Annotated in this window: 12 protein-coding genes and 1 tRNA gene; 4 read left to right on the forward strand and 9 right to left on the reverse strand. The window is 47.2% G+C overall.

Annotated elements, in window-relative coordinates; translation table 11 throughout:
* The first annotated feature begins 37 nt into the window (after positions 1 to 37).
* The 3 genes from rpoD (at position 38) to AC5SV9_RS07880 (ending at position 2977) form a co-directional block, all read left to right on the forward strand.
* Positions 38 to 1882 carry an RNA polymerase sigma factor RpoD gene (rpoD, locus tag AC5SV9_RS07870; RefSeq protein WP_475147831.1) on the forward strand — a complete coding sequence of 615 codons (1845 nt, stop codon included), beginning with the start codon at positions 38 to 40 and terminating at the stop codon, positions 1880 to 1882.
* Positions 1883 to 2186: 304 nt separating this feature from the next.
* Positions 2187 to 2263 (forward strand) — tRNA-Ile (locus tag AC5SV9_RS07875).
* 273 nt (positions 2264 to 2536) lie between these two features.
* Entirely contained in the window at positions 2537 to 2977 is a 441-nt protein-coding gene (locus AC5SV9_RS07880; RefSeq protein WP_475147834.1) for a hypothetical protein, read from the forward strand.
* Between the two features lie 115 nt (positions 2978 to 3092).
* On the opposite strand, the gene AC5SV9_RS07885 is transcribed toward AC5SV9_RS07880, so the two are convergent.
* From AC5SV9_RS07885 to AC5SV9_RS07920, 8 genes are all read right to left on the reverse strand, one after another.
* Positions 3093 to 3341 (reverse strand): recombinase family protein, encoded by a 249-nt coding sequence (locus tag AC5SV9_RS07885; RefSeq protein WP_475147836.1) that lies wholly within the window; start codon positions 3339 to 3341, stop codon positions 3093 to 3095.
* 15 nt (positions 3342 to 3356) lie between these two features.
* On the reverse strand, positions 3357 to 3710 hold the full coding sequence (locus AC5SV9_RS07890; protein ID WP_475147838.1) for a hypothetical protein: 354 nt from the start codon (positions 3708 to 3710) through the stop codon (positions 3357 to 3359).
* A 20-nt stretch (positions 3711 to 3730) separates the two neighbouring features.
* Positions 3731 to 3853, reverse strand: a complete 123-nt coding sequence (locus AC5SV9_RS07895; protein ID WP_475147841.1) for a hypothetical protein — start codon at positions 3851 to 3853, stop codon at positions 3731 to 3733.
* A 371-nt stretch (positions 3854 to 4224) separates the two neighbouring features.
* Positions 4225 to 6711 (reverse strand): YfjI family protein, encoded by a 2487-nt coding sequence (locus tag AC5SV9_RS07900; protein WP_475147844.1) that lies wholly within the window; start codon positions 6709 to 6711, stop codon positions 4225 to 4227.
* Positions 6704 to 7000 carry a helix-turn-helix domain-containing protein gene (locus AC5SV9_RS07905; protein ID WP_475147846.1) on the reverse strand — a complete coding sequence of 99 codons (297 nt, stop codon included), beginning with the start codon at positions 6998 to 7000 and terminating at the stop codon, positions 6704 to 6706. Before AC5SV9_RS07905 ends, AC5SV9_RS07900 begins: the two co-directional genes overlap by 8 nt.
* Positions 7001 to 7002: 2 nt before the next feature.
* Complete coding sequence (locus AC5SV9_RS07910) at positions 7003 to 7203, reverse strand: helix-turn-helix domain-containing protein (protein WP_475147847.1); 201 nt, start codon at positions 7201 to 7203, stop codon at positions 7003 to 7005.
* A 69-nt stretch (positions 7204 to 7272) separates the two neighbouring features.
* On the reverse strand, positions 7273 to 8064 hold the full coding sequence (locus tag AC5SV9_RS07915) for a hypothetical protein (RefSeq protein ID WP_475147849.1): 792 nt from the start codon (positions 8062 to 8064) through the stop codon (positions 7273 to 7275).
* Positions 8064 to 9419, reverse strand: coding sequence for a tyrosine-type recombinase/integrase (locus AC5SV9_RS07920; protein WP_475147850.1), 1356 nt, complete (start codon positions 9417 to 9419; stop codon positions 8064 to 8066). The genes AC5SV9_RS07915 and AC5SV9_RS07920 overlap by 1 nt, the downstream gene beginning before the upstream one ends.
* A gap of 396 nt (positions 9420 to 9815) precedes the next feature.
* Between AC5SV9_RS07920 and AC5SV9_RS07925 the strand changes: the two genes are divergently transcribed.
* Entirely contained in the window at positions 9816 to 10475 is a 660-nt protein-coding gene (locus AC5SV9_RS07925) for a peptidoglycan recognition protein family protein (RefSeq protein WP_475147852.1), read from the forward strand.
* A gap of 22 nt (positions 10476 to 10497) precedes the next feature.
* Here AC5SV9_RS07925 and AC5SV9_RS07930 read toward each other — a convergent pair whose 3' ends face one another.
* Positions 10498 to 12531, reverse strand: coding sequence for a metallophosphoesterase (locus AC5SV9_RS07930; RefSeq protein ID WP_475147853.1), 2034 nt, complete (start codon positions 12529 to 12531; stop codon positions 10498 to 10500).
* Positions 12532 to 12539: the final 8 nt, after the last annotated feature.

Genomic DNA, 12539 nt, shown 5'->3' on the forward strand with positions numbered 1-12539 from the left:
TTTTACATTAATCAACATTGGTGGAAGATAAGTCTCTATGGAGCAAAATCCTCAGTCGCAGTTAAAACTCCTGATCATCAAAGGTAAAGAGCAAGGTTATCTGACCTTTGCTGAGGTGAATGACCACCTGCCGCAAGACATTATCGATTCTGATCAGATAGAAGACATTATCCGCATGATCAACGACATGGGGATCCAGGTGTTTGAAAGCGCCCCGGATGCCGACGATCTGATCATGGCTGATGCCACCACAGACGAAGACGCAGTAGAAGAAGCTGCCCAGGCGCTGGTAAGCGTTGATAAAGAATTGGGCCGTACCACCGATCCGGTGCGTATGTATATGCGTGAAATGGGTACTGTTGAGCTGTTAACCCGTGAAGGTGAGATTGATATCGCCAAGCGGATTGAAGATGGTATCAACACAGTACAAAGCTCTGTTGCTGAATATCCTGAAGCTATTACCTACCTGCTGGAGCAGTGGGACAAATACGAAGCGGAAGAAATCCGCTTAAGCGACATCGTTACTGCTTTTATCGACCCGAACGATATTGATGAAGCGCCAATTTCTGGCAGCCACATCGGTTCTGACGTGCCAGAAGATCAAATGGACGATGACGACGATTCAGACGACGATGACGATTCTGACGGCGATTCAGATGACGGCGACAGCGGCCCGGATCCGGAAATGGCGCGCGAAAAGTTTGGCGAACTGCGTACCCAGTACGAAGTAACCCGTAACTCTATCGTCAAAAATGGCCGTGAGCACGCTACCACTAAAGCTGAAATTGAGAAGCTGAGTGAAGTATTCCGTTGTTTCCGCCTGGTACCGAAGCAATTCGATCGCCTGGTGAAAAACATGCGCGAAATGATGGATCGCGTAAGGGTGCAAGAACGCATTGTGATGAAACACTGCGTTGAATACGCCAAAATGCCGAAGAAAAATTTCGTCAAAGCCTTTACCGGTTTTGAAACATCAACTGCGTGGCTGGACGCCGAAATCGCCGCCAATAAACCTTATTCGCTGAAGCTGAAAGAGCAGCACGAAGAGTTGGTACGCAGCATTGAAAAACTGAAAAAAATTGAAGAAGAAACCGGCTTAAGCATCTTTAAAATTAAAGATATCAACCGTCGTATGTCAATCGGTGAGGCTAAAGCCCGCCGCGCGAAAAAAGAGATGGTTGAAGCTAACTTACGTCTGGTTATTTCTATCGCGAAGAAGTACACCAACCGCGGCTTACAGTTCCTGGATTTAATTCAGGAAGGTAACATCGGTCTGATGAAAGCAGTAGATAAGTTCGAATACCGTCGTGGTTATAAGTTCTCAACCTACGCTACCTGGTGGATCCGGCAGGCTATTACGCGTTCTATCGCTGACCAGGCCCGCACCATCCGTATACCGGTGCACATGATTGAAACCATCAACAAGCTGAACCGTATTTCACGCCAGATGCTGCAGGAAATGGGGCGCGAGCCTTCACCGGAAGAACTGTCTGAGCGCATGCAAATGCCGGAAGATAAGATCCGTAAAGTACTGAAGATTGCCAAAGAGCCTATTTCGATGGAAACGCCGATTGGTGATGATGAAGATTCACATCTGGGCGATTTTATCGAAGATGCCACCGGCGAATCGCCGCTGGACTCGGCCACCATGGAAAGCCTGAAAAACGCGACCAACGAAGTACTGGCAGGCTTAACAGCACGTGAAGCCAAGGTACTGCGGATGCGTTTTGGTATCGACATGAATACCGACCACACCTTGGAAGAAGTCGGTAAACAGTTTGACGTAACGCGTGAGCGTATCCGTCAGATCGAAGCCAAAGCGCTGCGTAAACTGCGCCACCCGTCACGTTCAGAAGTATTAAAAAGCTTCCTCGACGAGTAAAGCAGCTATCCGGATAAAGGCGCCAACAGGCGCCTTTATTATTTTCGGCCGAATAAGCTTAAAAAATCAGCAATTAGCCACACTTAGCGTAACAAGCCGGATGACAAAGACCGCAAAAGTTTTTATACTGCCTGCCGCTTTATAGCGAATGGCCCCATAGCTCAGTTGGCTGAGGGGCGGTCGCCGCTAGGCGATGAGGGGTGACTTAACGTCACACCGAAAGACACGAAGGCGAGACCGTGGATGGTCGAGCCGGAATGAAGCTACAGGATGTACCCTGGCAGCTGTTACAAAAGTTTCACATGGCCCCATAGCTCAGTTGGTTAGAGCGCTCGACTCATAATCGATCGGTCGCTGGTTCGAGTCCAGCTGGGGCCACCATTCTTTTCAATGACTTACGTCAAATTCTCAATTTCAAAAAATCTTATTTTAAAGTTGCGGATCGGTAGCGGATCGGAATTGCTAAAAAAGTAGCTGAAAGGGTATTTCTATTTTTAGCTACTTTAGATATTCGCTGGCGCTTTTTATAGAGTTGGTTTTTACTTTAGGGGCTCTGAAAATACCCTTTTAATGGGTATGAAAATACCATTTGAATTTTGTGGCCTACTGTCCTAGCTTTTACCAACTGATAGCAAAAATTATGCGGGCTGTTAGATGCATTGGAATAATTTGCAAGACTATTTGTCTTTTGCTGGGGAACAAAAAACAAAAGCAAAATTGGCAATAAAAGAAAAGCGCTTCGATGATGCGTGGCGGCACTTACACCAGCAAAAAGATTTCTATGCAAAGCACGTCAATCAATCAGGCGGTTTTTCAACCCGCGACACATTAAGTTTGTTAGGTACTGTAGACAGAGATTTGGCAGATGTTCTTAGATTAGAGGGGAAGCATCGTCAAGCCTTGGTTCACTTAGCATATTCATTTACCGCATCAAGGCATCGTCTTACAAAGGATTTAGAAAATAAGTTGCTCGCTTTTTATAAAAGGTGCAAGTTTACAAATAGCGATTATGATATTTTCAGGAAAAAACTGCTTTTAGCTTCGTCACCTGTAAATTTTGGCGAAATTCAATCCATTGTCTCACAGCAAGATTAAAACCCTTACTAAAACATTACCCTTAGTGAAACCTTAGTATTACGCGTACTGGTAGCAAAATGCCATTAGGGTAATATCAGGGTAAACCTTAGGGTAATCTTAAGGTAATAGCTCATTACTCGCTGGCTATCGCTGGTGCTTTATTCTCTTTGCTTAATCCCCACAGCCCAGAATAGCCAGCGTTTTGCAGGAATCTGAATAATCGTTTTCTTGTCCAAGGGTTCCCCCTCGCGGTGCGGATTTCTTTTTCGTTAAGGTAGGCTACTGCTTTTTGGTAGCTTGGAATTTGCCAGCCTGTTTTTACAAGTGAAAAAACCACGCTTAAAACGTGCTGACGGTGTTGTTGGTGTTCTGTGCTTGTCATAATTGTTAATGCTTCTTACTCAATTACTAGCGAACTAGCTGACCATTTATCACTATCTTTGTGATAAGTCATCTCAACAACATAACGGCCGCGAATCATTGCGCCAAACCCATTCTGCGAATCAAACGTCGCAACTATTAATGTTTTGCAGTTGCCAAGGTACTCTGCTTTTACTGGTCTAGAGGGAAATTCAGCACTTGCAGGTGATTTCAAACGTTGCTTCACAAAATACTGTGACATAACAAAAGCGCTCGAAGTATCTTTACAGTTTTTCTCTGCTCGTGCAGCAGCTTTTTCTTTTCTTTGCTCTGCTTTTTCTGGTGAGTCAGAAAAGCATGATCTTAAAAATAATACGATAATTAATCCCAAAATTATCTGTATTACGATTGCTACTGTTTTACCATTATTACCACTTGGAATTTTGGATTATTACTCCCAGACTGTTTGCCGTATTTATTTACACGATCTTGCCATGTTTCTTCTTTAACAGAATTGGTTTCTTTATCTTCCATGGTTGTACTCCCTGTCTTTTCTTTTGAAGAATGTTTTAACTCTAATTAGGTACAGTTTCAAATTTATATTACGCACTTAGCTGAAATCTAGGTTTATACCATCGTTATACTTTGCCCGGTATAAAGCAAAAGCCCCGCCGGGCTTGGGGTTCAGGCTGCTTTATACCTTTACCGTGAATTTCCCTATAAATACAGATATTCAGTTTTTCAGGTATAAAAACAGATGATTAATAAAAAAGAAGAAATAATGGTATAAAGGTATAAAGATACCTCTAAGCCTTATAAATAAAGGGCTTTGCGTTATACCCCCGCAGTATAAAGAAGGTATAAAGCAGATAAAAAAAAGCCCGGCCACCAATAGAAAGGGCCATTTAGCGGCCCCCGGTTAAAACGTAGCGTTTTGTTTTGCCAGCCTGCTTTAGCTGAAGGTCTCCCACTTCTTCCATGCGCTTAATGATCTGTTCGTATAGGTCTGGTTTGCCTTCCACTTTTGGGTTCTTGCTGTGCTGTTCGGTTAACTGCTTTAACTTGGCAAAGCATTTTAAAACTGCCTGCTTTAAGGCACTTGGCGTTATGCCTTCCGCTTTGGCTTGGCTGGTGGCCAACCTGCGTTTAATTTCTGCTCTGGTGTGCATTGCAATATCAGCAATGGTGGCGTTTGCTTTTTGTGCTGCGTCCTTTTGCAGTAAATAGGCAATATCATCAATGCACCGGGCAACCAAGGCAAAAGCGTAGCTAACGTGTTCTGGCTTTATTTCTTCAGCTTCGAGCGCCAGCAGGCTTGCCACCTTGTTTACCTGTTCCATTACCCGCGCATAAATGGCACCCATTACCGGGGCATTAAGTCGCTGGTCTTGGTCGTAATAACTTTGTATTGCTTCGAGCATTTGCCGGGCTTCTGCGCTAACCCTGAGCGGTTGCAAGCTGCCATTATTAATCAGGTGCAAGCGGTTAAGGGTGTTCACCTCACCGAAAAAAGGCGTTTCCTTTACCTTTTGTAGCTTTTCGCGTTCTTCCGCGCACCGTATCACCAGACAACGGCCAATTAAGCCACTGCCTATATTTTCCTCAGTGATAAGGCTATCAAGCCCACTGGGGGTAGAATGGCCCATAATCGATACCACAGGATCAGGCCAGCCATTTTCGATAAAATCACGTTTCTTAAATAGCCAACGCAAAGCCCGGTTAAGTTTTTCAACGTCTGGCGCTTCTTCCCCCGCTGCTGGTGCTTCTTCGGCTTTGGTAATGCGTTTTTTCAGGTGGTCTATTTCGTAATCAATTTCCTTTAAAAACTGGCGGCGGTGGTTGCCGTTAAACATATAAACTTTTGACGTTGCCAGCGTCAGAATTAAGTCACCTATTTTGCTTTCATAGGTGTTGGCGTTTTTGCTTTTTATAGCGTTAAACAAGCCCTGAATTTCATCAATGCGATAACAGCTGCGCCCGTCACCGTCTACAAAGTTTCGGATCATATCAACATCTGAGGAAATACCCCCGACAACATGACGGCCTAACTTTAATTCAGCGGCGGTTTGCGCTAACCAGCTTTGGCCGTGCTCCTTTCCTGCGGCACTGGGTGCAATCGCCAGCGTTAACAGGTTTAACTTAATACCGTCTAACCCTTTGCGGCTGCCTGCGGCCAGTGACAGCATTTGCAAAGCAACAATGGGATAAATCAGCGGTATAGGTCGGTTTGCTGTTTTGTTTAGGTGCTGGCAAATTTCACCCGCTAACCCCGGCGGGTTCTCAATGCTCACCCCTGACACATCAACAGGCAAAGGGTCTGGCTCTGGCACTTCTGTTTGATCTTCTGAAGCGATAAACAGCGCAAAAGCATCATCGGTAGCAGCCAGCCCTAACAATTCAGCAGCGGCCTTTACAGCGGCTTTAAAATCGCCGTTGTGTTCATCTTCACAGTACAGATCAAAGGAATCTAACCCCCTGCCGTTTAGCTTGTGGCTGGTGTTGTGAATGTACAGCCTTTCGCGCCCGTCTCGCTCCCCGGTTAGTATTTTTGCGCCTGCTACCCCGCTTTTGCTTTCAGGCGGTAAATAACGATTTTCCCGAATGAGTTTAAAGCCCATTTCTGCAACTTTCTGGCGTATCGGGTAGCGGTCACAGTAAGCCTGTACCACGCTTTCACCTTGGCGCTTAGGCATTGCACTGGCTGGCGCTTGTATTGGCTCCGGTAGGCTTTCAGGCACCTTAAACGGCTGCCCTGTTTCATAGCTGGCGCAATAGTAAACAGCAGCCCGGCCAGCGTCTAACCTTGGAAAAAACCAAGGCTGTGATAGCTTGTTATTCTCACTTACCGGGGCAACTTTAACCCCTGCTAAATGCAAAATATCAAGAATGGCATCAACGCCACTGGTTAAGCTGTAGGCTGTGGCATCACTTGGCACCACTAGACGCCACTTGTTAAAATCCTGGCCGTGCTTCTGGTGGCTGTGGCTGGTGTAAATAACGTGCTCAATGCCTGCCTGTCTCATAGCTTCATGCGCCAGCTTAGGATCGGGCGCACCTTCTACAATTTCGCCAGCATCACTGATTGAGCTATCACCATCAATAATGATTAACAGGTTTTCGGCCAGTGCCATTGCCGCATCACTGCGTGCACCATCACAGCTACCGCGCACAAAATAAGGGCCTTCCTTTGGGCCCGCCTTGACCTGTTCAAGCTGAAACATGGCAACCAGTTCAGACAGCGATACATTAAACGGCTGCAACTGAGTATTACCCGCGCCCCCGGTTAGTGTTCTGGACAGGTTAAGTTTTGTGCTATTATTGCCTGTGAAAGATGATTGCAAAGCCCCGTTAACTTGCCCGGTTGCGGGGTTTTGTTTTTGTGGTTCAGCCATTAATCCACCCCACAAAGTAAGCCCGTGCTTCTGGGGTCATATTCTCCCAGTCGATAAAGTAGCGGCGTATTTTGTCGTGCTTTATGCCATGAAAATCTGCAACGCCGTTTTCATCGTTATAGCGATATAAAAAGCCTTTTCGCTCTAAATCCTGTACCCGCGCTGCAAGGTGGCAAACTCCTAGCCGATCGGCTTCATAACGATTAATTGAACCCTTCGCCAGCATAAACTTAAATACTTTCCGCGCTTGTATCTCTGCGCTTTGGGCGTGCTTTTGGCGTAATATCATAATTAAACCCCCTTACCGGCTAAAAAAGCCTGTACCGCTTCAGCAGACCAAAGCAAACGGCCTGAAGGTAATTTGATCGGTTTTATGCCGTAGAATGAACCCGTTTTACAAAGACGGGTTCTGATTGTGCTGGGTTTGCCGTGTAGCAGTTCGGCGAATTGTTCAGTGGTTAGGTTTTGCGGTGTGAATGTAATCGTGTTCATGCTAATACCTCGTGTTGTTTGGTATTAGCACCTTAAAAATGAAGTGGTGTTAGCCACGGCTAGACGTTGTTATTTCTCATTCAAGCGCCTAACAAAGCGATCGTACTTCATAGTTTCTTCTTTTATCTCTTCGTTATCACTATCAGGAATAAGTGAAAATTGAACCGACCAAGTTTTGCAATTTGCTGGGTTTGAGACCAATTCGATCACCTTATCAAAAGATTCATGGTCAGCCTGAAGTAAATCAATAAATTCAGGCCATAACTCTTTTGGTCTGGCACCGGCAACTTTTCTTTGTTTTAGCTTAGAAAACACACTATTCAAACCTTTCTTTCGCTCTTGCTTAGCGATTTTGGTTTGTGTTTGTCCATAAAAGTTGTTCACTACCATACAACGCCAGATATTCCCGAGTTCATAAGCTGCGGCCAGTCGGGTTTCTACGGTATTTCTTTCGTCTAATGCAGCGTCTCCTGATTCCAAGTACCTTGCAGCCAAATCAAGTTTACTATCCCTTTCAAATTGGTTTGATTCCCTGATTTTCGCCCCAGATAATGCCATCCCGGTTATATCATCTCTAAGTTTTATTCCTTGCTCTCTCAAAAACTCAACGACAAAACCTATCATTCTTTTAGTGTTTAATGAAAACGCTCTACTTTCCTCTTTCATGCCTTCTGAATCAAAAAATGTGCGCCCGGTCTTTGTAAATCTTCCTCCTTCGTCCCCCATAACTACAACCTGACCCGATTCATAAAATAAAATCCACGGGTCTTTTCCTGCCGCTTTTATTGCCTTTATGAACTCTTCATATTGGCCTGTGGTCTTTAAGCGCTCTAGTATGACTTTTTTCTTATACTCATCCATCACGCCCCCTTAACCACAGTTAAACGCTGCTCACCATTGGCAGGCGCAATAAGCCCGGCCTGAACTAAAAACCATGTTTCTATTCGTTCATGCCATACCCTGAGCAAGTCCAGCGGCCTTTGCTTGTAATGCTTTTCAGCAGTCGCGCTGGGCTTATGCCCCATAATTTGCGCCACCACCCCGGCGGGAACTTCTACCCATTCAGATAAGGTGGCAAAGCTGCGCCGTAAACCGTGCAAGGTTAAACCTTCAATACCTGCGGCAATGACTGCGGGGTCAAAACTCTTGCGGGGGTCTACTAGCCTGCCGTCTTTACCTGAAGGGCTAGAAAAAACCCACTGATTGCGGCGGGGTAACTGATTAAGCAGGCTGGCAACATAAGGGGTTAACGGAATAACGCGCACCCCGTCAACGCTGCCTTTACTGGTGGCTTTGTCGCGTATAGTCATGCTGTGCCATTTAAAATCCACATCTGACCATTGCAGGGCCATTAACTCATTTCGCCGGGCTCCTGTTAGCAGCAAGGCTTGCACATAAGCGGCAATAACGGGGTTTGATATTTTCAGCAGTTCAGCAAAAAAAGCGGGTAACTGCTCACGCTGCAAAACATCATCACGGGGCTTTAACTTGGTAACGGTCTTTTTCACTGCTTTGCTTTTCAGCGCTGCAACATCAACCAGCCCGGCATAGTCTGGCTGTTCATTGCACCAGCTTAAACAAGCAAACAGCAGGCGGTAGCTTTGCGCTGCAACGCCGGGGCGGGTTTTGTTCTCGTTGTCTAACCAGCGTTTAATGACAGCGGCGGTTAACTCCCCCAGCTTTACACTAACCAGCGGAAATAAACAGCCTGCTTTTGTCACCCGGCGGCCACGGTCACAAGATAAACCCGAAGCTTGCACAAAATTAATATGATCGCGGTAATGCTTTTGCCCCCAGTCGCCCTTGTTGGCTTCTACATATTCAGCCCATACCGTGCCGAATGTTACTGAGCCCCGTTTTACTTCCTTTTCTTCTGCCAGTTCAGCGGCGGCCTTTTCTCGTTTTACCTTGGCCGGGCTTATGTTCTGGCTGGCTAATGCGTCCAACTTTTTAGCTTCTGCTCTGGCTTGCTCAATATCGAAACTTTCAACGGGGCCAATTACTACTCGTTGAGTTCTGCCATTAACCCATACTTGGTAAATGTAAGTTTTCTTACCTGAAGCAAAAGCCCTTAGCCCTAATCCGGGTTGCTTAGTGTCCCATAAAAACCCATCTCGCTTACCTTCGGGACACTGAAAAGCATCAACACGGCCAGCCGTAAAACTGACTTTGTTGCTGGCGCTTGTTGCTTTGGTGGTAGAATCTGCTGTAGCCATTTGAACCCCCTTTTGGTTCTTCTGGTTCGCCCTGCTAGGTGTTGGCGCACCTGCGGGGCTTTTTGCTGTTTTAAAGCTGCGGATCGGCTGCGGATCGGAATTGCTTCAATATACATCAATTTCGAGCAACGCGCCAGCAAAGGGGTTTAAGGCTAAATTACTGTTTTTTTATTAGTTTTGATATGTAAAGCAATGCGGGAAAATACGTTAGACACTCGACTCATAATCGATCGGTCGCTGGTTCGAGTCCAGCTGGGGCCACCATTCTTACCACGCATACTATAGCTGTCTCACTCCAACGCTTTTCTTTCACCACCTGTCGCTTGCTGCAACGGTATTACTTTGTTGCGTGCTATAAAAACACTCTGTGTATAAAATATACAACACGGAGAGAAGGTGAAAAATTTATTATTATGCGTAATGGGGTTATTTATGGCGACAGCCCACTGTAGTGAGCCTGAACTGACCATAATACAAAAGCCGATACAAATGAATGACACCAGAACGGCGCTTACGCTGGAGTATTTGAAACAGCGTTATGGTATCGAACAGCAAGAACCGACGATTACCCCGACGATGGTCGTGGTGCACTGGACTGTGATCCCAACCTTAGAGCAAACCTTTGCAGCTTTTGATCCGGCTGAATTGCCTGCCGCCCGCGACGGTATACGCAGCGGCGGCCAGCTGAATGTCTCCAGCCAGTTTGTTATCGACCGCGACGGCACTATTTATCAGTTACTGCCGGAAACCTATATGGCAAGGCACACTATCGGCCTGAATTACACCGCTATAGGGATTGAAAATATTGCTGATGGTAACGACTTGCCCATGACAGATGCTCAACTGAGTGCTAATGCCCGCTTGATCCGCTATCTGGCCGGTAAATACCCGATTGAATTTGTGCTGGGCCACAGCGAGTACCAGGCTTTTAAAGGTACCCGCTGGTGGAAAGAACGTGATGCCAACTACATTACCGAGAAAAACGACCCGGACCCGGAATTTATGCAGCGGTTGCGCAGCCAGCTAACCGATTTGGCATTGAAACCACTGCCCTGATAGCAGCGAGCAAACAGCGCAGTCAGGGTTTATCTGCGCTGTCTGGCGGTAATGGGGTTAGCTCGCCGGTGTGCAGATTAATGCGAAAATGATCATAGGACACGCCTTTGCTAAACACCGCCAGCATATCAAACAGCAAGCCAAACTGTTTGCTGACATATGCTCTCAGGCTACCACTGTTTTGTCTGTCAGTGGCTTGCCTGGCCAGCTGAGCGGCCAAAAAACGATACTGTGCTAACCGCTCTGCGCTGATATCGGTCAGCGCCAGACTGCCGGCATTTCGTAAACGATAAAAATCCAGCGCTACATCAAAGCCATGCCAACCGGCAAAGGTATTCAGCACTACACCTGCCTTTGCTGCATCCTGCTGCAGCTTTTGCCGCGCGGTTTGCCACTGTGGGCTTTGCATCAGCTGTTCAAGCTGCTCAGGTGACTGTTGCAACTGCGCCAACGTCATATCGGTTTGCAGCTGTGTCAGGATTGCCATCTGTTCTCCGTTCAACGCTAATAACAGCGTACGCAGTTCCTCCGGCCACTCTGATGGTAGAAAGCGTTGCCGTGTCAGTTCGCGCAAATGCCAGTTGGCAAACTCGCGATAGTTCGCTGACTGCAGAATTCCGCTGTTCCAGGCTGCGTCGGCATCTGTTTGCCGTAATTGCTGATGCTCAAGCCGGTAATGCTCGAACAGCTCGTCAAAACGTGGCACCTCGTTTAGCACTATGGTATCAACCTCGACTTGATAGTCAGGCAATACCGTCAGCAGTTTGTAAGCCGGTACATAAGCAGCTATCGATGGCGACTGAATATTCAGCAGGTAGCGGCCATCGCTGTAATGGGCCAGATTAGTATTGTTCAGGTGCATATGGCCGCCGACATGCAGCCGGATACCGGCTTTAGCTAAGGTGTACCCTACTTCGTCATCTGGCTTGCGCCCCAGCTGGGCGCTGTTTTTGCCAAGCAAACTGGCAATATGATCAGATTGGCCCTGATAAAATTCCAGCATCGGAAAGTGACTAAAAGTAAGCAGGGTTTTGCCCTGTTGTTTTGCCCGTTTGGCAACCTGCTCCACCCAGGCAATAACATGCGGCTTGTACTTTAGCACAGCGTTGTAACCGGCATTACCTGAACCTTTAAACCCTGTAGGCTCTGCCTCATCCGGTATATAAACATTGGCATCTATCGCCAGTAGCCATAAACCCGGTACCGGCTCGACCAGATAGCTTGCATCAACCACCTGACGGCACTCGGTATAGCCCGCCTGACGATAAGCGCCCCCGCCCTGACGGCAAATTTGATACTGCCGCTGCTGCAGATCTGCCTGAGCCTGCGCTGTTGCCAGCTCATACCCATTGGCGGAGTAGTCACTGAATGGCGTCTCCCAATACAGATCATCCGCCGTGGGGTAAAAACCAAAGCCTGACAACTCTGTCATCAGCTCTACGTAGCCGGCTTCTTTTACCTGATCTGAGCACACCAGACGGCGATTTTCAGGCGATGCCGTGGCTTTATCCTGGCAGCCACCGGCACCAGCGCTGTATATCGGTTGCGGCTTGCCATCAACGCCCAAATAATCCGCTTTGCCAGCAGCATGGCTGAGCGGGCGCACCGGATCATGATTGCCCAATGTCAGCAAAAACCGCATGCCATATTGCTGGCTATAACGCTGCAGTACTTGCTTTAACCCGCGCACATGTACCGGCTGACCATCGTCACTGAAATCGCCCGGCAACACCACCAGCTTGACCCCTTTGGCGGCAATGTCGTCCAGCGCCGCGAGAAAAGCAAAGTAGTTTTCGTTAAACAACCGGGTAGATTTAAGTTGCGCGGCCATAGTGCGGATAGCGGCTTGCTGACCGCTTTTACGGTTAGCCAGGCCGCTAAAGCCGTCAGTACTGAAATCAGCATACACATCGTGAAAGTGCACATCGGGCAAGAATGCTATCTGCACCGGCTGCATATCAGCCGCCTGCACCATTACAGCGGCAGTCAAAAAAGTAGCAGCAAGCCCTGCAGTAACCAGCCGCTTTGTCAGTAACCTAAGCTGTGATAACGCCATCGCTTTAT

The organism is Rheinheimera sp. ATLC3 (assembly GCF_059429535.1).